The sequence below is a fragment of the Kitasatospora sp. NPDC086791 genome, assembly GCF_040685975.1.
GTDB lineage: Bacteria > Actinomycetota > Actinomycetes > Streptomycetales > Streptomycetaceae > Kitasatospora.
In genome coordinates this window covers 32,403-54,606 of sequence record NZ_JBFBOC010000010.1, presented here as the reverse complement: position 1 = coordinate 54,606, position 22,204 = coordinate 32,403, and the positions used below count along the sequence as shown (strand labels likewise).

The following is a 22,204-nucleotide window of genomic DNA, read 5'->3' as shown; positions in this document are numbered from 1 at the left end:
GGTTCAGGCCGCCTTTCGCAGGGTGGTCGCGCGGTTGGCGCGGACGGTCGCGGGGCGGTTGTCCCCGCGGTTCTCACGGACGAGCGAGGCCACGCCCTCGGCGCGCAGCTCGTCCAGGCTGACGGCGGTGCCGCCGAGCTGCCCGGCCAGGGTGCGGGCCAGGCCGAGCCGGACCGGGCCGGACTCGCAGTCCAGCACCACACTCGCCGTGCCCTGCGCCGCGAACAGCGCGGCCGCGCGGTGCGAGCGGGCGAGCGCGTCGCGCCCGCCGGTGGCCCGGCCGTCGGTCACCACGACCAGCAGCGGGCGGCGGTTCGGGTCGCGCAGCCGCTCGACCCGCAGCACCTCGTGGGCGCGCAGCAGCCCCTCGGCCAGCGGGGTCCGGCCGCCGGTGGGCAGGGACTCCAGCCGGGCCGCGCCGACCTCGACGGAGGAGGTGGGCGGCAGCGCCAGCTCTGCGCCGGCGCCGCGGAAGGTGATCATGCCGATCTTGTCGCGCCGCTGGTAGGCGTCCATCAGCAGCGACAGCACGGCGCCCTTGACGGCGGTCATCCGCTGCCGGGCGGCCATCGACCCCGAGGCGTCGACCACGAACAGCACCAGGTTGGACTCCCGCCCCTGGCGGACCTGTTCGCGGAAGTCGTCCTTCTGCAGCACCAGCGCCCGGCCGGCGCGCCCGCGCGCCACCTGGTGCGGTGCGGCGGCCTGCAGGGTCGCGGTCAGGTGCAGCCGGCCGAGGCCGCCCTGCGGGCGGCGGGCGCGGATGGTGTGCCCGCCGGTGGTCTCGGCGGGGGAGCGGCGGCCCTGGGCGCCGTGGCCGGTGCCGCGGACGGTGAACAGCTTGGTCCGGTACGGGTCGCCGGCCGCGACCGGTGTCGACTCCCGTGCGGGGGAGGGGTGTTGGGCCGGGACGGGCTGCTGCGGCCGGTCGTCCCCGTCCGGGCCGGACGTCTGCGAGGCGTCCGGGGCCGGCGAGGAGTCCGAGGCCTGTGGCGTCTCCGGGGCGCCGCCGTCGGACGGCTCGGGAGCCCCACCTCCGGGACCGCCGCCGTCCGGGCCGTCCCCGTCCGGACCGCCCTCGGGCCCGCCGCCGTCCGGCCCGCCCTCCGGCCCCGGGCCGTCGTCCTCGGGCTCCGGCTCGTCCTCCCGGGCGTGCTCCGCCAGTGTCCGGTCCAGCTGCTCCTCGTCCAGCCCCGGCGCGTCGAAGGGGTTGCGGCGGCGCCGGTGCGGCAGCGCCAGCTGCGCGGCCTTGCGGACGTCCTCCTCCAGCACCTCGGTGCGCCCGTCCCAGGCGGCGAGCGCGACGGCCGTGCGGGCCATCACGATGTCCGCGCGCAGGCCGTCCACCTCGAACGCGGCGCACACGGCGGTGATCTGACGCAGCGCCTGTTCGGTCAGCTCGACCTTGGGCAGCAACTCCCGTGCGGCGGTGATGCGTTCGGCGAGCGCCCGTTCCTCCTCGGCGAACCGCGCGGCGAAGCCGGCCGGGTCCGCGTCGTACGCGAGGCGCCGCCGGACCACGTCGGCGCGCTCGGCCGGGTCGCGGGTGGCGGCGATCTCGACGGTCAGGCCGAACCGGTCGAGCAGCTGCGGCCGCAGCTCGCCCTCCTCCGGGTTCATCGTGCCGACCAGCAGGAACCGGGCCGCGTGCCGCACCGACACGCCCTCGCGCTCGACGTACGAGCGGCCCATCGCGGCGGCGTCCAGCAGCAGGTCCACCACGTGGTCCTGGAGGAGGTTGACCTCGTCGATGTAGAGCACGCCGCGGTGCGCCTTGGCGAGCAGTCCGGGCTCGTACGCCTTGACGCCCTCGGCCAGCGCGCGCTCCAGGTCGAGCGAGCCGACGATCCGGTCCTCGGCCACGCCGACCGGCAACTCGACGAGCTGGGAGAGCCGTTGGTGGCTCCCGGCGGCCGCCTCGTGCGGCCCGTCCGGGCACTGCGGGTCGGGCGCGGACGGGTCGCAGGCGAAGCGGCAGCCGTCCACGGCGGCGATGGACGGCAGCAGGCCGGCCAGCGCGCGCACCATGGTGGACTTCGCGGTGCCCTTCTCGCCGCGCACCAGCACGCCGCCCACGGCCGGGGAGACCGCGTTCAGCAGCAGCCCGAGCCGCAGGTCGGCCATGCCGACGATCGCGGTGAACGGATAGCGGACCTCAGTCATGCGTCACTCCCAGGTGCCCCGGGCGCCAGGAACGGCAGCGATCCGGCCGCCGGCACCCCGCCCTCGATCAGCTTCCACAGCGCGTCGGTGTCCGCGTGCTCCTCGATCAGGTCGCCCAGCCGGTCCAGCCGGGCCTCGCGCGCCGCGGCGAACGAGGTGTCCGGCGCCGGGACGAACGCCCGGCCGGACAACTCGGCGACCTCGCGCAGGAGTTCACGGCGGAAGCCGTCGTTCTCCAGCACTCCGTGCCAGGTCGTGCCCCAGACCGGGCCGACCCGGCAGCCGTCCAGGCCCTGCCCCCGGCCGTCGGAGACGAACGGCTCCCCGCCCTCCACGGTCACCACCCCGTGGTGGATCTCGTAGCCCTCGACCCGGTGCCCGGCGGCCTCGCCGACCGGCCGCGCCAGCACCTTCCCGGTGCCGAAGCGCACCTGCGTCGGCAGCAGGCCGAGCCCCTCGACGGCGCCCGCCCTGGACTCCACCTCGTCGACGATCCCGCGCGCCAGCATCTGGTAGCCGCCGCACACCCCGAGGACCGGCAGTCCGGCGGCCGCCCGCGCCTTCAGCGCCGGCTCCAGGCCGCGCTCGCGCAGCCAGGCGAGGTCCGCCACGGTGGCCCGGGTCCCGGGCAGCACCACCAGGTCGGCGTCGGCCAGTTCCTCCGGCCGGGTGGCCCAGCGCACCAGCACGCCCGGTTCCTGCGCCAGCGCGTCCAGGTCGGTGAAGTTGGACAGCCGGGGGAAGCGCACCACGGCGACCCGCAGCACGTCCGCGCCGAGCGGCCCGCGCCCGTCCACCCGGTCCACCACGGTCGACAGGTCCAGCGAGTCCTCGGCGTCCAGCCAGAGCCCGGGCAGCATCGGCAGGGTGCCCAGCACCGGACGGCCGGTCAGCCCGTGCAGCATCTCCAGCCCGGGCGCCAGCAGCCGCGCGTCGCCGCGGAACTTGTTGACGAACCAGCCCGCCACGTGCCGCTGGTCCTCCGCCGACAGCAGCGCCAGCGTCCCGTACATCGCCGCGAACACGCCGCCGCGGTCGATGTCCCCGACGACCACCACCGGCAGCCCGGCGGCCGTCGCCAGGCCCATGTTGGCGATGTCGCGGTCGCGCAGGTTGATCTCGGCGGGCGAGCCGGCGCCCTCGCAGACGACCACCTCGTAGCGGCGGCGCAGATCGGCCAGGCACTCCAGGGCCCGCTCCAGCAGGACGGGCTTGCGCTCGCGGTAGTCCAGCGCGCCCACCTCGGCGACCGGCCGGCCCAGCAGCACCACCTGGCTGCGGCCGTCCGCGCCGGGCTTCAGCAGCACCGGGTTCATCGCCGCCTCCGGCTCGACCCGGGCGGCCTGCGCCTGCATCGCCTGCGCGCGGCCGATCTCGGCGCCGTCCGCGGTGACGAAGGAGTTCAGCGACATGTTCTGCGCCTTGAACGGCGCGACCCGGACCCCTTGACGGGCCAGCCAGCGGCAGATGCCGGCCGTCACCACGCTCTTGCCCGCGTCCGAGGTCGTCCCCGCGACCAGCAGCGCGTTCGTCATGCCCTTCCCCTCTTCCCCAGGAGCGCGCGCAGCAGGACGTGCCCCGCGACCGTCGTACCCAGCGCCAGCGCACCCACCCGCCGGGAGAGTGCGCAGGCCCGCTCGATGTCGTCCACCGTCACCGGCCGCAGCTCCGCGCCCAGCACCGGCCGGTGCTCCACGCGTTCGCCGTACCGCAGCGTTCCGCCCAGCCGCACGCCGACGGCGCCGGCGAACGCCGACTCCGCCTGACCCGCGTTCGGACTCGGGTGCGCGGAGCCGTCGCGCCGCCAGACCCGCCAGGCCGTCCGGGGCTGCGGGGCGGCGGCGACCGTCAGCAGCGCCGTGAGCCGGGCGCCCGGCCAGCCGGCCAGGTCGTCCAGCCGGGCCGAGGCCCAGCCGAACCGGAGGTGGCGCGGTGAGCGGTGGCCCACCATGGCGTCCAGGGTGTTCACCGCGCGGAAGGCCAGCAGCCCGGGCGTGCCCGCGAGGGCGCCCCAGGTCAGCGCGTTCACCACGGCGTCGGCGGTGTTCTCGGCCACCGACTCGACCACCGCGCGGGCGATCTGCTGCTCGTCCAGCGCGCTCGGGTCCCGCCCGCACAGGTGCGGCAGCCGTTCCCGCGCGGCCCGCAGGTCGCCGTCCTTCAGCGCGCGGCCGACGGTACGGGCCTCCCGGGTCAGCGAGGTGCCGCCGAGCACCGTCCAGGTCGCGGCCGCCGCCAGCGCCGCCCGGCCCAGCGGGCGCCGGCCCACCGTACGGTCCAGGGCGAGCGCGCCCGCCGCGACCGCGCCCACGCACAGCGCCGTGTACCCGGCCCCGGCGGCCCGGTCGTCGCGCCACAGCCGCCGCTCCAGCCGGGTCGCGGCACTGCCGAAGGCGGCCACCGGGTGGCCCCGGCGCGGATCGCCGTAGCGGGCGTCGGCGGCGTGGCCCGCGACGGCGCCCAGCGCGAACCAGGCGGCGCGGGCGAGCGGACGCCCGGTCAGGGCGCGGTGGGTCATCGGCCGCACGTCAGGAGGCGGAGTGCCGGAAGGCTCCGCGCCGGAAGGCCGGGCCCGGGCAGAGCGTGCGCCGGAAGGCCGTGCACGGGACGGCCGCTCGGGGTCCGGCGGGGCGGGGCAGCCTGCATCGCGTGCGTGTCCTCACTCAGGGTCCGCGCCCTGGATCGACGTAGCGGGGGCGAGAGTCTCCTGGCTTCCGGGTCGGACGCACCTCCGGAGCCTTCCAGCGGCTTCTGACGGCCCGCCGTGGCCCCTCCCGGCCGTCGGCGGGCAAGGAGGGAATTCCGAGTGTGCTCCCCGGTGACAGTGGCGGGACCGCGCCGGACTCGCACCGGCTTCCTCTCCATGCCTCCGATTGGCCCCAGGATCCCATCACGCGGCCGAACCGGGAGTCAACCGAGGTCACGGAGGGGTTGGTCACACGCGACACCGGCTGACGGCCCGTGGGGTCACCCGGCGCGGCACCGCCCCGGCGCCCGGCCGCTCCGTGCGTCCGGGCGCCGGGGCCGCGCCCCGGTCCGCCCCCGCCGCGCGGTGGCACGCGCCGCGGGGAGGGTGACCCGGACGGGCCAGCCCGGTGGCCGGGCGGGCGGGGCGCCGGTGGACTGGTGTACGACCACCGTCCGGTCCGAGACCAACAGAGCGGGGAACGATATGCGCTGGGGAACCGCTGCCGTCGTGGCGGCCGCCGCCGTCGGAGCCGGTGCCGCCGTCCTGGTGATCGGCCGCCGGGCCTCCGAGCGGATGGTCCGTCCGGTGACCGTCGTCCAGGAGTCCGGGCCGGTCCTGGTCCGCAGTCTCGGCGCCGGGTGGATCACCTTCACCAGCAGCCCCGAGAGCCTGAACCCCGGTCGCTGGGCGGTCGAGTGGGAGGACGGCGGTCACGCCGTCGTCGAGGAGGTCCTGCACAGCGACGAGCAGGGCGTCACCCGTCGGCTGGTCCGCGCCGACCGGGGCACCCTCGCTCCCGGCACCGCGGTCCGTTTCACCCCCCGCGTCCACCTCGGCGACCCCACCCGGGCCCTCGGCCTCGCCTACACCGAGACCGCCGCGGACGGCGAGCTCGGCGCCCTCCCCGCCTGGTACCTGGACGGCAAACGCGGCACCTGGGTGATCCTGGTGCACGGCCCGGAGGCGGACCGCCAGCAGACCCTCCCGGTGCTGCCCGTCCTCGACCGCCTCACCCTGCCCGCCCTGGCCGTCACCTACCGCGGCGACGAGGGCGCCCCCGCCTCCCCGGACGGGTACAGCCACTTCGGCGAGACCGAGTGGCGCGACGTCGAGGCGGCGGTCCGGCTGGCGCTCGACACCGGCGCGAGCCGGGTGATCCTCTACGGCTGGTCGGTCGGCGCCACGACGGTCCTGCGGACCGCGGCCCGCTCCGACCGATCCCACGCCGTCAGCGGCCTGATCCTCGACTCGCCGGTCCTCGACCTGCCGGCCGCCGCCCGCCGCGACGCCGAACGCCTGGGCTTCCGCGGCACCGCCGCCGACCTCGGGGCGCTCGCCGCCCGGGGCCGCACCGGCATCGACCTCGCCGACTTCTCCCGCCTCGCCGAGGGCGCCGACCTGCGCGTCCCCACCCTCCTCCTGCACAGTCCCGCCGACCGGGTCTCGCCGTTCCGCAGCGCCGAACGCCTCGCCGCCGCCCGCCCCGACGTGGTCAACCTCCAGGTGTTCCCGGGCGCGGACCACGGCACCCTCTGGAACTCCGACCCCGACCGCTACACCGAACTCCTCCGCCGCTGGCTCACCCCCCTCCTCTGACGCCCGGGCTCGTTCCCCCCTTCTCTGCCGTCCAGGCCCGCCCCGCCACAGGCACCGGAAGTCGGCCCCGCCGACGTCCGGCTCCCCGGGACCGGCTCGGCCCGCCCGCCATCCGTCCGGATCCGGGCTGGACAGTCCCCCCGGACGCCGACGGCACCGAGGCCGCCCGCGGCGGCTGAGCTCCAGTCAGGGGCACCATGTGGCCCCGGCCGCCACCCCGCTTCCTCACGTTCCGTAGCCGCTCGAACGGCCCCAGCGACCGCTCCGGCTCACCTGGCATGAGCAGGCCACACGTTTCCGGCCAGGCGGTTTGCCTCTGTTGCCCGATCTTGCGGAGGTGCCGCCACCGGTCGTCCGGTCGTACGGACAACCGGATGTGACAGAAGGCCGGTACAAGGGGAAGACTGCTCGACGTGACGTCTCGGAATCCGCGCGACCGTGATGCCCCGCTCCCGCCTCCGATCGGTACCGGTGCGACGGTGACCCGTCTCCCCGGTACGGCCCACCGGCCAGCCGGTGGCAGGCCGAGCGGGGCGGCTGTACCCCGTAACGGCGTACCCCGACGACGAGGGCCCGCTCCGGCGCCCGGGCGGGGCCGGGTTCCGGTGCCCGAGGGCTTCCCCGCGCCGGCCGAGCTGGCGCCGCTGGCCCGCCGGATGCTGGTGGACGCCGTCCGGATCGCCCGCTGGGCCGGCGAGCTGGAGGAGGTCGACAAGCGCGGCGAACTGCTGCCGGAGGACGCCCGGGCGGCCGGCCGCGCGCTGGCCATGACGCTCGGCGCCGCCACCAAGGCCTGGGGGCAGGCGCTCCTGTCCGGCCTGGTGGAGGCCCGGGACACCGGGGCCGGCCCGGGCTGGCGCCTGCACGCCTGGGAGCACGACGACGAGGCCGTGGTGCGCGGCTGGTCGGCCCTGTTCGACGCCTGGACGCTGCTTGCCCCGGTGCCGCCCGCCGCGCTGCGCGGGGTGTTCGCCGTGCTGGCCGGGCAGGCCGTGGACCAGGCCCCGCAGCTGCTCTCCTTCCTGCACCTGGTGGACGGCCCGGTCGCCGAGAGCGAGCTGCTGGAGCTGCTGCGCCGCGGCTTGGACGAGCGCCGGGTCGGCGGCGGGGCCGGCGGTCCGGGCCTGTCGCCGGTGCCGCACGCCGCCTCGGCGGTGTCGGCGGTCCGCGGCACCTGCCGGGAGCCGCAGATCGACACCCCGGCCGCGCCCTCGGACGTGGCCGCCGTGCTGGACTGGATGCTGGACGGCCTCGCCGCGGTGGGCGCCCTGACCCGCAGGAACGACGCCGCGGAGCTCTCGCCGCTCGGCCACTGGGCGGTGCGGGCGAAGCTGGAGGAGATCTGCACGGTCGCCCAGACCGCGGCCGGGCACATCGAGCAGAGCGCCTTCGAGCTGCTGAACGCCTGCGCGGACTACTCGCCGGGCCCGGCCCGCGCCGAGTACCGCGCCTGGGTCGCGGCCCGTCCGGCGGACCGGGCGGTGGCCGAGCTGCTGGACGCGGCGCAGGGCGACGACGCGCTGGTGCGCGGGCTGGCCTTCGAGGCGCTGCGGGTGGCCGGCGGACCGGCCGAGCAGGCGGTGCGGGCTGCGGTGGACGAGCCGGTGCTGCGCCCGTACGCGCTGCTGTGGCTGGCGGAGCGCGCGGACGAGGGGGTCTCCCCGGCGGACGTGCTGGGCGCGGACGACGCGGCCTGGCTCTGGGTGGACACGGCGGCGGCGGTGCTCGACCACGGCGAGACGGAGCTGCTGGTGGGCCACGTGGAGGGCGCCTCGGCCGGCGACCCGGTGCGGCTGTTCGCCCGGGCCCGGCAGTCCGGGCACCCGCGGGCGGCCTCGGTGCTGACGGCGGTCTCCGGGGTGCACCCGGATCCAGCGGTGGCCCGGGCGGCCCGCCGCTCGGCCTTCAGCGTCCACACCGGCGGCGCGTAGCCACCGGCGGCCGCGGCTCCGCGCGGAACCGGGAGTCCGACGCGCACGGCACACGACGCGCGCCCGCACACGACGCGCACGGCGCACGACGGAGGGCCCGGAACCGATCATCGGTTCCGGGCCCTCCGTCGTGTACGGCGTACGGGCGTCCTCAGCCGAGCCGCGACTCCGCCCGGCGGGCGCGGACGTCGCCGACCTTCTGGCCCACCTTGCGGCGGATGACCAGCAGTGGCGCCATCGCCGCGAGCGTGATCTGGGCGAAGGCACCGACGTGCATCAGCGCGTCGCCGCCCGGCAGGCCGGTGGCCCAGGCGGCCAGGCAGCCGATGGAGACCACGATCCAGCAGAGCGTGGCGGTGGCCAGCAGCCCCTGCGGCTTCGGGTACTCGATCCGGCTGACCATCAGGTACGCGGCGCCGAAGATGGCGAGCAGACCGGGCAGGAACGGCGGGTCGAGCAGCACGATGGCGATGACCGTCATCGCGCCCATCGGGCAGGGCATGCCCTGGAACACCCCGGGTCGCATCTTGACGGCCGAGAAGCGGGCCAGCCGCAGCACGACCGCGAGCAGCACGGTGATCGCGATGAGCGCCGACAGCTTGCTGTTGGAGCCCTGGGAGACCATGCCCCAGACCGCGACGAAGTAGGCCGGCGCGATGCCGAAGCTGATCAGGTCCGCCAGGTTGTCCAGTTCGGCTCCGAGGGCGGAGGAGCGCAGCTTGCGCGCCACGAGGCCGTCGAAGAGGTCGCACATCGAGCCGATCAGCAGCAGTGTGACCGCGGTGGCGGCGCTGTGCCGGTCCGGAGCGGCGTCCGGGTTGGTGATGTGCGGGACGAGGACCCCGGTGGTGATCGAGTAGATCGCCAGGAAGCCGCAGACGGCGTTCCCCAGGGTCAGGAAGTCGGCGGTGGACAGGTGCTGGGGAGAGCGCGGGGCGCGCAGCTCGCGGTCGCGCGCCCAGCGGCGGCGGCGCAGGGCCGTCTCCTCGTCGTCCAGGCCGACGATTGTCTCAGGATCAGTCACGGTCAAGGCGCGTCACCCCGGCTGTGGTCTTCTGGCCGACCTCGACGCCGACCTCGACGCCGGCCGGCAGGTAGGTGTCGACCCGGGATCCGAATCGGATCAAGCCGATCCGGTCGCCCTGCTCGACCTTGGTTCCGGCGGCCACGTACGGCACGATGCGGCGGGCCACGGCCCCCGCGATCTGGACCATCTCGATGTCGCCGAGCTCGGTGTCGAAGTGCCAGACGACCCGCTCGTTCTGGTCGCTGTCCTTGTTGAACGCGGGGACGAAGCCGCCCGCGACGTGCTCGACCGACGTCACCGTGCCCGGCAGGGGCGCGCGGTTGACGTGGACGTTGAGCGGGTTCATGAAGATCGCGACCCGGGTGCGGCCGTCCGGCCAGGCGTCGATGCTCTGCACCACGCCGTCGGCGGGGGAGATCACTCTGCCCGTGCCGATCTCACGCTCGGGGTCGCGGAAGAACCACAGCATGCCCGCGCTGAGCGCACAGGCCGGTACCGCCGCCAGGGCCCACTTGCCGCTGCGCCGGGTGAGCGCGGTGGTCACGGCGGCCGTGGCGAGGGTGGGGACGAACCAGGGGGTGGCTCCGCGCGCGATGGTCACACGGGGTCGCCGACCGGCCGTCGTGGGTGCGAGGGCATCGCGGTCCGTGACGGAGTGGTGAGGGGACGGGCTGATGGGCATCGAAGACCTTTGTCGCGGGGGATCATGGCCGCTGGACGGGGGCCACCGCGGGATCGGTAATAGAGGGACGGCTTGCTGTCCCGGTGGATGCTATCGGGAGCACACGGTGGGTGGGCAACCCGCCTGCTCGTTCATGTGTCCGGTGGGAGCGCGTGTGCGCGTCCCGCCTCTACGACCGTAGCTCGCCCCGGTCCGGTTCCCAAGGGACCCGACAGCGCTGGTGAGACTTGTCTCAACCGTTACGCCGACGGAGCCCCACCGGGGAAACGGCCGTGACGGCGTGAAGCGGGTGTGCGGAAGCGGCCGCAGGGCGCGTTGTCGCAGCTGTACGCCCTGCGGCCGCTTCCGGAGGGCCGTGCCGGACCCAGGCGGACCAGGCCGGGCCCGTGACGGGGCACGGCGCTCCGCCGGGACGGGCCCGCACGCCCGTCGACCGGCGGTTCGAGGGGGACTCCCGGCGGCGCGGTCCGCCGGCGGGAGTCCCGGGGATCACTCGGCGATCCGGTACTCCTCCAGGAGCCGGCGTCCGACGATCATCTTCTGGATCTCCGCAGTACCTTCACCGATGAGCAGCATCGGGGCCTCGCGGTAGAGGCGCTCGATCTCGTACTCCTTGGAGAAGCCGTAGCCGCCGTGGATGCGGAAGGCGTCCTCGACGACCTCCTTGCAGTACTCGGAGGCGAGGTACTTGGCCATGCCGGCTTCGAGGTCGTTGCGCTCGCCGCCGTCCTTCTTGCGGGCGGCCATGACCATCATCTGGTGGGCGGCCTCGACCTTGGTGGCCATCTCGGCGAGCTTGAACTGGATGGCCTGGTGCTCGGCGATCTTCTTGCCGAAGGTGGAGCGCTGCTGGGCGTAGGAGATGCCCAGCTCGAAGGCGCGGCGGGCGACGCCGCAGCCGCGGGCGGCGACGTTCACGCGGCCGACCTCGACACCGTCCATCATCTGGTAGAAGCCGCGGCCCGGGACGCCGCCGAGGATCCGGTCGGCCGGGATCCGGACGTCCTGCAGCACCAGCTCGGTGGTGTCGACGCCCTTGTAGCCCATCTTCTCGATCTTGCCGGGCACGGTCAGGCCGGGGACCTCGGGGTTCGGGCCGAAACCGGCCGCCTTCTCGATCAGGAAGGTGGTCATGTTCTTGTACGGGGAGCTGCCGCCCTCGTCGGTCTTGCAGAGGACCGCGACGAGGGTGGAGGTGCCGCCGTTGGTGAGCCACATCTTCTGGCCGTTGAGGACGTAGAACTCCCCCCCGTCGTCCTTGACCGCCTTGGTGGAGATGGCCGAGACGTCGGAGCCGAGGCCGGGCTCGGACATCGAGAAGGCGCCGCGGATCTCGCCGGCGGCCATCTTCGGCAGGAAGTAGTCCTTCTGCTCCTGGGTGCCGTGGGCGTTGATCATGTGCGCCACGATGAAGTGGGTGTTGACGATGCCGGAGACCGACATCCAGCCGCGGGCGATCTCCTCGACCACCAGGGCGTAGGTGAGCAGCGACTCGCCGAGGCCGCCGAACTCCTCGGGGATGGTCAGGCCGAAGAGGCCGAGCTGCTTCATGCCCTCGACGATGGCGGTCGGGTACTCGTCCTTGTGCTCCAGCTCGGTCGCGACCGGAATGATCTCCTTGTCGACGAAATCCCGCACGGTGGCGAGGATGTCCCGCTGGATCTCGGTGAGGCCGTCGGTCTGTGCGAGGCGTCCCATCGTGCGGCTCCGGAAAGGTCTAAGAGGGCGGGGGGGGGGGATTGCGGGGGCCCTGCCGGCGTGGCTGCGGCAGCAGGGCCCCCGTTACCGGGTGGGGGCCGGCCGATGACGGCGGCCTGCCCCGTCCGGGGTCTCCATCGGGAGGGGAGGGATCGGGAGAGCGATCAGGAGAGCGGGGTCGGGCGGCCGGGCTGCTCGCCGCCGCGCTCCTTGATGTACGTCTCGGTCGGCACCATCACCTTGCGGCGGAAGACGCAGACGACGGTGCCGTCCTGCTTGTACCCCTTGGTCTCGACGTGGACGATGCCGCGGTCGTCCTTGGACTTGGACGGCCACTTGTCGAGCACGGTGGTCTCGCCGTAGATGGTGTCGCCGTGGAAGGTCGGCGCGACGTGGCGCAGCGACTCGATCTCCAGGTTGGCGATCGCCTTGCCGGAGACGTCCGGGACGGACATGCCGAGCAGCAGCGAGTAGATGTAGTTGCCCACCACGACGTTCTTGCCGAAGTCCGTCGTGTTCTCCGCATAGTTGGTGTCCATGTGGAGCGGGTGGTGGTTCATGGTGAGCAGGCAGAAGAGGTGGTCGTCGTACTCGGTGACGGTCTTGCCGGGCCAGTGCTTGTAGACCGCGCCGACCTCGAACTCCTCGTAGGTGCGTCCGAACTGCATCGCTCAGGCCCTCAGCTTTCCGGGATCTCGAACTTGGTGGTGCGCTCCATGCCCGCGGCCCGGCCCTTGCCGGCGATGACCAGGGCCATCTTGCGGCTGGCCTCGTCGATCATCTCGTCGCCGAGCATCGCGGAGCCCTTGGCGCCGCCCGCCTCGGAGGTGCAGTAGTCGTACGCGTCGAGGATCAGCTCGGCGTGGTCGTAGTCCTCCTGGGAGGGCGAGTAGATCTCGTTCGCGGCGGCGACCTGGTCCGGGTGGAGCACCCACTTGCCGTCGAAGCCGAGGGCGGCGGAGCGGCCGGCGACCTCGCGGTAGCCCTCCTGGTTGCGGATCTGCAGGTACGGGCCGTCGATCGCCTGCAGGTCGTTGGCGCGGGCGGCCATCAGGATGCGCATCAGGATGTAGTGGTAGGCGTCGGCCGGGTAGCCGGGCGGCTGCTCGCCGACGACCAGGGACTTCATGTTGATGGAGGCCATGAAGTCGGCGGGGCCGAAGATGATGGTCTCCAGCCGGGGCGAGGCCTCGGCGATGGCATCGACGTTGATCAGGCCCTTGGCGTTCTCGATCTGCGCCTCGATGCCGATCTTGCCGACCTCGAAGCCCATGGTCTTCTCGATCTGGGTGAGCAGCAGGTCGAGCGCCCTGACCTGCTCGGCGTCCTGGACCTTGGGCAGCATGATGCAGTCGAGGTTGGGGCCGGCGCCCTCGACCACGGTGATCACGTCGCGGTAGGTCCAGTGGGTGGTCCAGTCGTTGACCCGGACGACCTTGGTCTTGGTGCCCCAGTCGCCGTTGTTCAGGGCGTCGACGATGGTGTGGCGGGCGCTCTCCTTGACCAGCGGGGCGCAGGCGTCCTCCAGGTCGAGGAAGACCTGGTCGGCCGGGAGGCCCTGGGCCTTCTCCAGGAAGCGCGGGTTGCTGCCCGGTACGGCGAGGCAGGAGCGGCGCGGGCGCAGGCGGTTGACGCCGGCGGGCTGAGAGTTGCTCATGAGGGTGGTTCGGTCCCTTCCCAGTGGTCAGCTGGTCAGCTGGTCAGTTCGTGGCCGCGGTCGGTGCGGGCGTCCACGGCTGGAGCTTGTTGGCCAGCCGGATCTCGTCCACGATCCGGCCGATGATGGTGGTGATGCCGAAGTCCTTCGGGGTGAACACGGCGGCGACGCCGGCGGCCTTGAGGGCCTCGCCGTCCGCTGCCGGGATGATGCCACCCACGATCACCGGGACATCCTGCACCCCGGCGCGGTCCAGGCGCTCGAGGACGTCGGGCACCAGCTCGCAGTGCGCGCCGGAGAGGATCGACAGGCCCACGCAGTGGACGTCCTCCGCGACGGCCGCGGAGACGATCTGTTCCGGGGTCAGCCGGATCCCCTGGTAGACCACCTCGAACCCGGCGTCGCGGGCCCGGACGGCGATCTGCTCGGCGCCGTTGGAGTGCCCGTCCAGGCCGGGCTTGCCGACCAGCAGGCGCAGCTTGCCGGCCCCCAGCTCCGCGGCGGTCGCGGCGACCGCGGCGCGGACCTGCTCCAGCTCCCCGCCGGGCTCGGCGGCGACCGCGACGGGTGCGCCGCCGACGCCGGTGGGGGCGCGGTACTCGCCGAAGACCTCGCGCAGGGCGAAGGACCACTCGCCGGTGGTGACGCCGGCCCGGGCGCAGGCGAGCGTGGCCGGCATCAGGTTGGCCGCGGTGGCGGCGACGGTCTTGAGCTCGGCCAGCGCCTCCTGGGCGGCGGCCTCGTCGCGCTGTCCGCGCCAGGCCTCCAGGGCGGCGAGCACGGAGCGCTCGGAGGCCGGGTCGACCACCATGATCGCGGTGTCGAGGTCGGCGGTGAGCGGGCTCGGCTCGGTGGTGTCGAAGCAGTTGACCCCGACGATCTTGTCCTCGCCGGACTCGATCCGGGCCCGGCGGGCGGCGTGCGAGGAGACCAGGTTGGACTTCAGGTAGCCGGACTCGACGGCCGGGATCACCCCGCCCATCTCCAGCACCTTGGCGATCTCCGCCTCCGCGCCGGCCAGCAGCGCGGCGGTCTTGGCCTCGATCACCTCGGAGCCGTTGAAGAGGTCGCCGTACTCCAGCAGGTCCGACTCGTACGCCAGCACCTGCTGGATCCGCAGCGACCACTGCTGGTCCCACGGGCGGGGCAGGCCGAGCGCCTCGTTCCAGGCGGGCAGCTGGACGGCGCGGGCGCGGGCGTCCTTGGAGAGGGTGACGGCCAGCATCTCCAGGACGATCCGCTGGACGTTGTTCTCCGGCTGGGCCTCGGTCAGGCCGAGGGAGTTGACCTGGACGCCGTAGCGGAAGCGGCGCTGCTTCGGGTCCGTCACGCCGTAGCGCTCCAGGGTGACCTTCTCCCAGAGCCGGGCGAAGGCGCGCATCTTGCACATCTCCTCGACGAAGCGCACGCCGGCGTTCACGAAGAAGGAGATCCGGGCGACCACGTCGCCCATCCGCTCGGCGGGCACCTGGCCGGAGTCGCGGACGGCGTCGAGCACCGAGATGGCGGTGCACATCGCGTAGGCGATCTCCTGGACGGGCGTGGCCCCGGCCTCCTGCAGGTGGTAGCTGCAGATGTTGATCGGGTTCCACTTGGGGATGTTGCCGACCGTGTAGGCGATCATGTCGGTGATCAGCCGCACCGACGGGCCGGGCGGGAAGACGTGCGTCCCGCGCGACAGGTACTCCTTGACGATGTCGTTCTGGGTGGTGCCGGTGAGCTTGGCGACGTCGGCGCCCTGCTCCTCGGCGACCACCTGGTAGAGCGCCAGCAGCCACATCGCGGTGGCGTTGATCGTCATGGAGGTGTTGGTCTGTTCGAGCGGGATGCCGTCGAACAGGGTGCGCATGTCGCCGACGTGGCCGACCGGGACGCCGACCCGGCCCACCTCGCCGCGGGCGAGGATGTGGTCGGAGTCGTAGCCGGTCTGGGTCGGCAGGTCGAAGGCGACGGACAGACCGGTCTGACCCTTCGCCAGGTTCCGCCGGTAGAGCGCGTTGGAGTCGCTCGCGGTGGAGTGGCCGGCGTAGGTGCGCATCAGCCAGGGCCGGTCGCGCTTCTGGGGCTCGGTCATCGGATCGGTCTCACACGTTCCGGAAGCGGTTGATGGCGGGCAGGTGCTTCTCGCGCAGCTCCCGGTCGCGCACGCCGAGGCCCTCCTCGGGGGCCAGGCAGAGCACGCCGACCTTGCCCTGGTGCTTGTTCCGGTGCACGTCGAGGGCGGCCTGGCCGGTCTCCTCCAGGGAGTAGACCTTGGACAGGGTCGGGTGGATCTTGCCCTTGGCGACCAGGCGGTTGGCCTCGAAGGCCTCGCGGTAGTTGGCGAAGTGCGAGCCGACGATGCGCTTGAGCGACATCCACAGGTAGCGGTTGTCGTACTGGTGCATGAAGCCGGAGGTGGAGGCGCAGGTGACGATGGTGCCGCCCTTGCGGGTGACGTAGACCGAGGCGCCGAAGGTCTCGCGGCCCGGGTGCTCGAAGACGATGTCCACGTCCTCGCCGCCGGTGAACTCGCGGATCCTGGAACCCAGGCGCTTCCACTCGCGCGGGTCCTGGTTGTTCTCGTCCTTCCAGAACCGGTAGCCCTCGGCGGAGCGGTCGATGATCGCCTCGGCGCCCATGGCGCGGCAGATGTCCGCCTTGGCCTCGCTGGAGACCACGCAGATCGGGGTGGCGCCGCCGGCCAGGGCGTACTGGGTGGCGTACGAGCCGAGGCCGCCGCTGGCGCCCCAGATCAGCACGTTGTCGCCCTGCTTCATTCCGGCGCCGTTGCGCGAGACCAGCTGGCGGTAGGCGGTGGAGTTGACCAGGCCGGGGGAGGCGGCCTCCTCCCAGGTGAGGTGCTTCGGCTTGGGCAGCAGCTGGTTGGTCTTCACCAGCGCGATCTGGGCCAGGCCGCCGAAGTTGGTCTCGAAGCCCCAGATCCGCTGCTCCGGGTCCATCATCGTGTCGTTGTGGCCGTCCGGGGACTCCAGCTCGACCGAGAGGCAGTGCGCGACGACCTCGTCGCCGGGCTGCCAGGCGTTGACGCCGGCACCGGTGCGCAGCACCACGCCGGCCAGGTCCGAGCCCAGGACGTGGTACGGCAGGTCGTGGCGCTTGGTGAGCGGCGACAGCCGGCCGTAGCGCTCCAGGAAGCCGAAGGTGGAGACCGGCTCGAAGATCGAGCTCCACACGGTGTTGTAGTTCACCGAGCTGGCCATGACGGCGACCAGGGCCTCGCCGGGGCCCAGCTCGGGCAGGGCGACCTCGTCGAGGTGAAGGGACTTGCGGGGGTCCTTGTCGCGGCTGTCGAGGCCCGCGAACATCTGCTCCTCGTCCTTGTGGAGCGTCACCGCCCGGTAGGACTCGGGGAGCTTGATCGCTGCGAAGTCCGCCGACGTGCTGTCGGTGCTGAGGATCGCGTCGAGGATTTCCTGCATGGCTGCCTCCGAAGGCGTACCTGTGCGAGGGTCACAGGGCGTCTGGGGGAGCCGGGAGCGGACACCGGCTTCGCTGAGATGGGTGGTGGGTGGGTCAGGCTGGTCGCCCGGGGTGGACCGGGCCGTGCTGGCACTGCTCCCGGGGTGTGGGAACACCGGACGACGGCGCGCCGGGTGGGGAGCCGCGGCGCCGCGACTGGTGGGTAACAAGGTAGTGGCACCCTGTGCCACTCGTAAAGACACCGGGTGTCAGGAATTCCGAGGGCTCGAAACGGGCCGAAACGGCGCGTGACGCGCGTTGCGGAGGCAAGTCGAAGGCCCGCGCCGACGAATCGGCGCGGGCCTTCGATACTGCTCTGACCTGCGTAAATGCTGGGCCTATGACTCCCGGGCGCCGCTCAGTGCGGCCCGGATGCTGTCCACCACCACGTCCAGCGGGGCGTCCGTCCGAGCGACTGTGATGAGTACCTCACCTCCGGGGCTGGCACTCAGTGCGCTCTCCGCCACCACGTCCCCAGGTGCCCCACTGGCACCGGGTGCCACAACGGACCCCCGTCGTCTGGCACCCGGGGCGCTGGCCGCCCAGAAGGTCCGCCGGATCACCTCGAAGGAGTGGTCCAGCTGCGCCTCCACGTCCCCCCGGCCGCCGGCCCGCAGCCAGCGCCGCAGCACGTGGTTGTGCGCCGCGACGACCGCCGCCGCCGACACCTCGGCCAGCATCGGGTCGTCCTCGCCGCCGCGCTGCCAGCCGGACGGGATGGACTCGCCGGTGTCGAACCGGCCCAGCAGGTACCGGGTGAACAGCCGCTCGTAGCGGGCCACCACGGCGATCTCCCGCTCCCGCAGCGCCGGGACCTGGCGGATCAGCTGGTACCGCGCGACCGACACCCCCGGGGTGGAGGCGTACATCCGCAGCACCTCCTTGATGCCGCGGCAGACCACGTCCAGCGGGTGCTCCTCCGGCTCGGCGCTGGCCAGCAGGTCGGCCACCCGGACCAGGGTGTCGTCGTGGTCCGGGAAGATCGCCTCCTCCTTCGACCGGAAGTACCGGAAGAAGGTGCGCCGGGCGACCCCGGCGGCGGCCGCGATCTGGTCGACCGTGGTCTCCTCGTAGCCCTGCGAGGCGAACAGCTCCATCGCGGCCGTGGCCAGGTCCTGACGCATCTGCTGGCGCTGCGCCGCCGCCCGGCGGCTGCCCGGGCCGCCCTCCGGCCCGGTGCCCCCGGTCGAGGGGGTCGTCCGGGCGGTGCCGGGCGAACCGGCGCGGTGCTGCGGGGAGGCTGACTGAACCCGATCCATGTCCGGAACGCTACACGGCCCCGGGGGCACGGCCGCGGGCCTTCCCCGGCGCACCGGCGCGACCGGGCCGGTCACGGCCGGCCGGGGCCAGCGCGAGGACACCGTCCCCGCGCTCCAGCCGGGCCTGGTCCCGGGCGGGACGCCGTGCTGCGCCGCACCGTTGCCGCGGGCCGCGCCGCCGTACGGAGGGGGCCCGGCGGGCGGGCCGGCCGGGTGCGGGCCGCCCCCGGGCTGGGGCGTGGTCACCGGCGCGCGTGGTCGCGGAAGCCGCGGCCGGTCTTGCGGCCCAGGCAGCCCGCCGCGACCAGGTGCTCCAGCAGCGGCGCGGCGGCCAGGCCGGGCTCGCGGAACTCCTGGTGCAGCACCTGCTCGATGGTCAGCGAGACGTCCAGGCCGACCACGTCCAGCAGCTCGAACGGGCCCATCGGGTAGCCGCAGCCGAGCTTCATCGCGGTGTCGATGTCGTCCACCGTCGCGTAGTGCTCCTGCAGCATCCGCACCGCGTCGTTCAGGTAGGGGAAGAGCAGCGCGTTGACGATGAACCCGGCCCGGTCCCCGCACTCCACCGGGTGCTTGCGGACCGCGGCGGTCAGCTCCAGCACGGTCGCGGTGACGTCCGGCGCGGTCAGCACGGTCGAGACCACCTCGACCAGCTTCATGGCCGGGGCCGGGTTGAAGAAGTGCATGCCGATCACGTCCTGCGGCCGCGAGGTGGCGGTCGCGCAGCTGATCACCGGCAGCGAGGAGGTGGTGGTGGCGAGCACCGCACCCGGCTTGACGATCTTGTCCAGGGTCGCGAACAGCTCCCGCTTGACCGCCAGGTCCTCGGCCACCGCCTCGACCACCAGGTCGACCTCGGCCAGTTCGGTGTACTGGCCGACCGGGGTGACCAGGGCCAGCGCGGCGTCCCGCTGCTCGGCGGACATCCGGCCCTTGGCGACCGAGCGCTCCAGCGACCTGGCCAGCTGCGCCTTCGCCCGGTCGGCCTTCTCCTGGCTGCGGGCGGCCAGCAGCACCGGGCGCCCGGCCTTGGCGAAGACCTCGGCGATGCCGGTGGCCATGGTGCCCGAGCCGCAGACGCCGACGGTGCGGACCGCGCGGCCCGGCACCTTCGGCAGGGCCGGCCCGGTGGCCGCGTCCACGGCCCGGGACGAGCCCGGCGCCTCGTAGGTGTAGAAGCCGCGGCCGGTCTTGCGGCCCAGCAGCCCGGCCGAGACCAGCTGGCCGAGGATCGGGGCGGGGGCGTGCAGGCGGTCCCGGGACTGCTCGTACATCGCCTCCAGGACGGTCCGCGCGGTGTCGACGCCGATCAGGTCGAGCAGCGCCAGCGGGCCCATCGGCAGGCCGCAGCCGAGCCGCATCGCGGCGTCGATGTCCTCCCGCGAGGCGTACTTGGACTCGTACATCGCGGCGGCCTGGTTCAGGTACGCGAACAGCAGGCCGTTCACCACGAAACCGGCCCGGTCGCCGGCCGCCACCGGCTCCTTGCCCAGGTCCCGGGCGAAGGTGGCGGCGTCCTCGGCGGTCCGCGGGGAGGTCAGCACGGTGCGGACCACCTCGACCAGCTTCATGGTGTGCACCGGGTTGAAGAAGTGCAGGCCCAGCACCCGCTCCGGACGGGCGGTCGCGGCGGCGATCCGGGTCACCGAGAGGGCGGTGGTGCCGGTGGCCAGCACGGTGGTCTCCGGGCAGATCCGGTCCAGCTCGGCGAAGACCTCCCGCTTCAGCTCCAGCTGCTCGGGCACCTCCTCGATCACCAGGTCCGCGCCGGCGGCGGCCGCCAGCTCGTGCCCGACCGAGATCCGGGCCAGCAGCCCGGTGCGTTCCTCGGCGGTGAGCCGCTCCCGGTCGACCGCGTGCGCGGTCGCCTCCTCGATCCGGGCCAGCGCCCGGGCGGCCGAGTCCTCGGTGGCCTCGATGCCGATCACCCGGCGGCCGCTCTTGGCGACCGCCACCGCGACGCCGGCACCCATCGTGCCGAGGCCGACGACCGCGACGGTGGGGAAGGGACGCTCCATCTGTCCTGACTCCTAGTCATGAAGGGCCCGCGCGTGCTCCGGCGGGCGGGCCGCCGCGCCCGCACGCCGGGGGCGGCCGCCGCCGGAGGAGGGTCCACGCGCGGGGGCTTGGGGAGATGACGGGGTGCGGCGAACCCGGACGGCGGCCGGTCCGCTCCGGCCGATCCGCGGGTGTGCCGTGGTGCTCAGGCGCTCGAAGGTGAAGGAAGCGGCTCTGATACGAGGAGGAACCCGGCCGCCGCGGTTCGCGGCCCCGGCCGGTGAAAGCGCACCGCGCAGGCGCCGCAGACACGGCGACCGCAGGCTCCCGCCGGTGCGGCTCCCGAAGCCCGGCGGTGGTGCGTCCGGCCACTGTAGCGAAGCTACTGGTCAGTAGGAAGGGGGCGTGGGCGGAAAACCGCCCGGGCCCCGCGGTCGGCTTCCACCGGGGTGATCGCCGGCGGGGAGCCGGCGGCCCGGTTCACCCCGAACGGGTGAACGGGTGGACGGGCCTCCGTTTGGACCACTCGATAGGGGAGTTACGGGGGCCCGACCGGCGGGGCAGCATGGTGGCATGACCACCGGAACCGCCACCGTCGGCCCCACCGGGCCCGGCCCCGCCCGGCCGTCCGGCGCCGGCCAGCCGCTCGGCCCCGCCGGCTCCGCGGCCGCCGTGGCGCTGCCCCCGCGCGCCGAGCGGGCCGCGCGCGCCCAGGAGGCCGCCGACCGGCTGCGCACGGCCGCCGTCGAGGCGGTGGCCGTCACCTGGGTCGACAACGCGGGCATCACCCGGGTCAAGGCCGTGCCGCTCGGCGGCCTGACGCACGCCGCGCAGTGGGGCGTCGGCACCGCGCCCTGCTTCGACCTCTTCCTCGCCGACGACGCGATGGCCACCAGCCCGGCCGTCGGCGGCCCCACCGGGGACCTCAGGCTCTACCCCGACGTGGAGCGGGCCGTCCCGCTGGCCGCCCAGCCCGGCTGGGCCTGGGCCCCGGGGGACAGGTACACCCAGGGCGGCGCCCCGCACCCCGGCTGCCAGCGGCTGTTCGCCCGGCGGATGGCGGCCGCGGCGGTCGGGCGCGGGCTGAGCCTCAAGGCCGGCATCGAGGTCGAGTGGGTGGTGGCCCTCGCCGGGTCCCCGCAGGAGGCGCCGCAGTACCCGACGCACGGCCCCGCGTACGGGATGCACCGGCTCACCGACCTCTCCGACTACCTGCGGGACGTCCTGCGCGCCCTCGGCGAGCAGGGGCTCGCCGTCCTGCAGATCCACCCCGAGTACTCCCCGGGCCAGTTCGAGGTCTCGGTCGCCCCCGAGGACCCGGTCGGCGCCGCGGACACCTCCGTCCTGGTCCGGCACACCGTCCGGGCCGTCTCCGCCCGGCACGGCCTGCGAGTCTCCTTCGCACCGGTGATCGAGGCGGGCGCGGTCGGCAACGGCGGCCACCTGCACCTCAGCCTCTGGCGGGGCGAGCGGAACCTCGGCCACGGCGGCTCCGGGCCGTACGGCCTGACGGCCGAGGCCGAGGGCTTCCTCGCCGGGGTGCTCGACGCCCTGCCCGAGCTGCTGGTGCTGGGCTGCTCCAGCCCGGCCGGGTACCTGCGGCTGGTGCCCTCGCACTGGGCCGGGGCCTACCAGTGCTGGGGCCTGGAGAACCGCGAGGCCGCGCTGCGCCTGGTGACCGGCTCCACCGGGGAGCGGGCCACGGCGGCCAACGCCGAGGTCAAGTGCTTCGACGCGAGCGCCAACCCGTACCTGGCCGTCGGCGCGGTGATCGCGACCGGTCTCGCCGGGCTGGACCAACGCCGGGCGCTGCCACCGGAGTTCACCGGGGATCCGGCGGCCGCCGAGCCCGGCACGGTGCCCCGGCTGCCGGAGGGCCCGGCCGCGGCGCTGGCCGCGTACGAGGGCTCGGCGGTGCTGCGCGAGGCGCTCGGCGAGCCGCTGTACCAGGCGGTGCTGGCGGTGCGCCGGGCCGAGGCGGAGCAGTACGCCGCGGCCACGCCCGAGGAGGTGGCCGCGGCCGCCCGCTGGCGGTACTGACC

15 protein-coding genes and 1 riboswitch are annotated in these 22,204 nt (G+C 74.1%); of the genes, 3 read left to right on the top strand and 12 right to left on the bottom strand.

The genetic code is table 11. The annotated features are described in order from the left end of the window. Positions 1-3: 3 nt before the first annotated feature. Genes AB0Q99_RS16315 through AB0Q99_RS16305 form a run of 3 tightly spaced genes read right to left on the bottom strand, consistent with a single transcriptional unit; the run spans position 4 to position 4,681 of the window. The gene (locus AB0Q99_RS16315; protein ID WP_363572193.1) at positions 4-2,163 is read right to left on the bottom strand and encodes a putative cobaltochelatase; all 2,160 of its coding nucleotides are present in this window, start codon (positions 2,161-2,163) and stop codon (positions 4-6) included. Next, a complete protein-coding gene (locus AB0Q99_RS16310; protein ID WP_363572191.1) occupies positions 2,160-3,698 on the bottom strand; it encodes a cobyric acid synthase in 1,539 nt (512 codons plus the stop codon). Before AB0Q99_RS16310 ends, AB0Q99_RS16315 begins: the two co-directional genes overlap by 4 nt. Further along, positions 3,695-4,681 (bottom strand): cobalamin biosynthesis protein, encoded by a 987-nt coding sequence (locus AB0Q99_RS16305; protein WP_363572189.1) that lies wholly within the window; start codon positions 4,679-4,681, stop codon positions 3,695-3,697. The genes AB0Q99_RS16310 and AB0Q99_RS16305 overlap by 4 nt, the downstream gene beginning before the upstream one ends. A 182-nt stretch (positions 4,682-4,863) precedes the next feature. Continuing rightward, a riboswitch (cobalamin riboswitch) is annotated at positions 4,864-5,024 on the bottom strand. Between the two features lie 311 nt (positions 5,025-5,335). On the opposite strand from AB0Q99_RS16305, the gene AB0Q99_RS16300 reads away from it, so the two are divergent. Both AB0Q99_RS16300 and AB0Q99_RS16295 read left to right on the top strand, forming a co-directional pair. Beyond that, positions 5,336-6,448, top strand: a complete 1,113-nt coding sequence (locus tag AB0Q99_RS16300) for a prolyl oligopeptidase family serine peptidase (protein WP_363572187.1) — start codon at positions 5,336-5,338, stop codon at positions 6,446-6,448. 605 nt (positions 6,449-7,053) lie between these two features. After that, entirely contained in the window at positions 7,054-8,379 is a 1,326-nt protein-coding gene (locus AB0Q99_RS16295; RefSeq protein WP_363572185.1) for a hypothetical protein, read from the top strand. 151 nt (positions 8,380-8,530) lie between these two features. On the opposite strand, the gene AB0Q99_RS16290 is transcribed toward AB0Q99_RS16295, so the two are convergent. The 9 genes from AB0Q99_RS16290 to AB0Q99_RS16250 all read right to left on the bottom strand — a co-directional run bounded on the left by AB0Q99_RS16290 (position 8,531) and on the right by AB0Q99_RS16250 (position 20,182). Then, complete coding sequence (locus tag AB0Q99_RS16290; protein WP_051710986.1) at positions 8,531-9,355, bottom strand: CDP-alcohol phosphatidyltransferase family protein; 825 nt, start codon at positions 9,353-9,355, stop codon at positions 8,531-8,533. 40 nt (positions 9,356-9,395) lie between these two features. Next, positions 9,396-10,088, bottom strand: coding sequence for a phosphatidylserine decarboxylase (locus AB0Q99_RS16285; protein ID WP_363572183.1), 693 nt, complete (start codon positions 10,086-10,088; stop codon positions 9,396-9,398). 489 nt (positions 10,089-10,577) lie between these two features. Then, positions 10,578-11,786 carry an acyl-CoA dehydrogenase family protein gene (locus tag AB0Q99_RS16280; protein ID WP_363572181.1) on the bottom strand — a complete coding sequence of 403 codons (1,209 nt, stop codon included), beginning with the start codon at positions 11,784-11,786 and terminating at the stop codon, positions 10,578-10,580. Between the two features lie 164 nt (positions 11,787-11,950). Continuing rightward, positions 11,951-12,454: a MaoC family dehydratase gene (locus AB0Q99_RS16275; protein ID WP_363572179.1), complete on the bottom strand. Its 504-nt coding sequence runs from the start codon at positions 12,452-12,454 to the stop codon at positions 11,951-11,953. 11 nt (positions 12,455-12,465) lie between these two features. After that, positions 12,466-13,443 (bottom strand): CoA ester lyase, encoded by a 978-nt coding sequence (locus AB0Q99_RS16270; RefSeq protein WP_363572177.1) that lies wholly within the window; start codon positions 13,441-13,443, stop codon positions 12,466-12,468. A gap of 43 nt (positions 13,444-13,486) precedes the next feature. Then, positions 13,487-15,517: a protein meaA gene (locus tag AB0Q99_RS16265; RefSeq protein ID WP_363572175.1), complete on the bottom strand. Its 2,031-nt coding sequence runs from the start codon at positions 15,515-15,517 to the stop codon at positions 13,487-13,489. A gap of 10 nt (positions 15,518-15,527) precedes the next feature. After that, a complete protein-coding gene (gene ccrA, locus AB0Q99_RS16260) occupies positions 15,528-16,865 on the bottom strand; it encodes a crotonyl-CoA carboxylase/reductase (RefSeq protein WP_363572173.1) in 1,338 nt (445 codons plus the stop codon). Positions 16,866-17,243: 378 nt separating this feature from the next. Then, on the bottom strand, positions 17,244-18,164 hold the full coding sequence (locus tag AB0Q99_RS16255) for a TetR family transcriptional regulator (protein ID WP_363572171.1): 921 nt from the start codon (positions 18,162-18,164) through the stop codon (positions 17,244-17,246). Positions 18,165-18,406: 242 nt separating this feature from the next. Further along, positions 18,407-20,182 (bottom strand): 3-hydroxybutyryl-CoA dehydrogenase, encoded by a 1,776-nt coding sequence (locus AB0Q99_RS16250; protein WP_363572169.1) that lies wholly within the window; start codon positions 20,180-20,182, stop codon positions 18,407-18,409. A gap of 553 nt (positions 20,183-20,735) precedes the next feature. On the opposite strand from AB0Q99_RS16250, the gene AB0Q99_RS16245 reads away from it, so the two are divergent. After that, positions 20,736-22,202, top strand: coding sequence for a glutamine synthetase family protein (locus AB0Q99_RS16245; RefSeq protein ID WP_363572167.1), 1,467 nt, complete (start codon positions 20,736-20,738; stop codon positions 22,200-22,202). Positions 22,203-22,204 lie beyond the last annotated feature (2 nt).

Bases quoted from the DNA above. Each gene is read 5' to 3' on its own strand.
- AB0Q99_RS16265 (WP_363572175.1), bottom strand. From the start codon at position 15,517: ATGACCGAGCCCCAGAAGCGCGACCGGCCCTGGCTGATGCGCACCTAC.
- AB0Q99_RS16250 (WP_363572169.1), bottom strand. From the start codon at position 20,182: ATGGAGCGTCCCTTCCCCACCGTCGCGGTCGTCGGCCTCGGCACGATG.
- AB0Q99_RS16305 (WP_363572189.1), bottom strand. From the start codon at position 4,681: ATGACCCACCGCGCCCTGACCGGGCGTCCGCTCGCCCGCGCCGCCTGG.
- AB0Q99_RS16270 (WP_363572177.1), bottom strand. From the start codon at position 13,443: ATGAGCAACTCTCAGCCCGCCGGCGTCAACCGCCTGCGCCCGCGCCGC.
- AB0Q99_RS16315 (WP_363572193.1), bottom strand. From the start codon at position 2,163: ATGACTGAGGTCCGCTATCCGTTCACCGCGATCGTCGGCATGGCCGAC.
- AB0Q99_RS16310 (WP_363572191.1), bottom strand. From the start codon at position 3,698: ATGACGAACGCGCTGCTGGTCGCGGGGACGACCTCGGACGCGGGCAAG.
- AB0Q99_RS16285 (WP_363572183.1), bottom strand. From the start codon at position 10,088: ATGCCCATCAGCCCGTCCCCTCACCACTCCGTCACGGACCGCGATGCC.
- AB0Q99_RS16245 (WP_363572167.1), top strand. From the start codon at position 20,736: ATGACCACCGGAACCGCCACCGTCGGCCCCACCGGGCCCGGCCCCGCC.
- AB0Q99_RS16300 (WP_363572187.1), top strand. From the start codon at position 5,336: ATGCGCTGGGGAACCGCTGCCGTCGTGGCGGCCGCCGCCGTCGGAGCC.
- ccrA (WP_363572173.1), bottom strand. From the start codon at position 16,865: ATGCAGGAAATCCTCGACGCGATCCTCAGCACCGACAGCACGTCGGCG.
- AB0Q99_RS16275 (WP_363572179.1), bottom strand. From the start codon at position 12,454: ATGCAGTTCGGACGCACCTACGAGGAGTTCGAGGTCGGCGCGGTCTAC.
- AB0Q99_RS16280 (WP_363572181.1), bottom strand. From the start codon at position 11,786: ATGGGACGCCTCGCACAGACCGACGGCCTCACCGAGATCCAGCGGGAC.
- AB0Q99_RS16255 (WP_363572171.1), bottom strand. From the start codon at position 18,164: ATGGATCGGGTTCAGTCAGCCTCCCCGCAGCACCGCGCCGGTTCGCCC.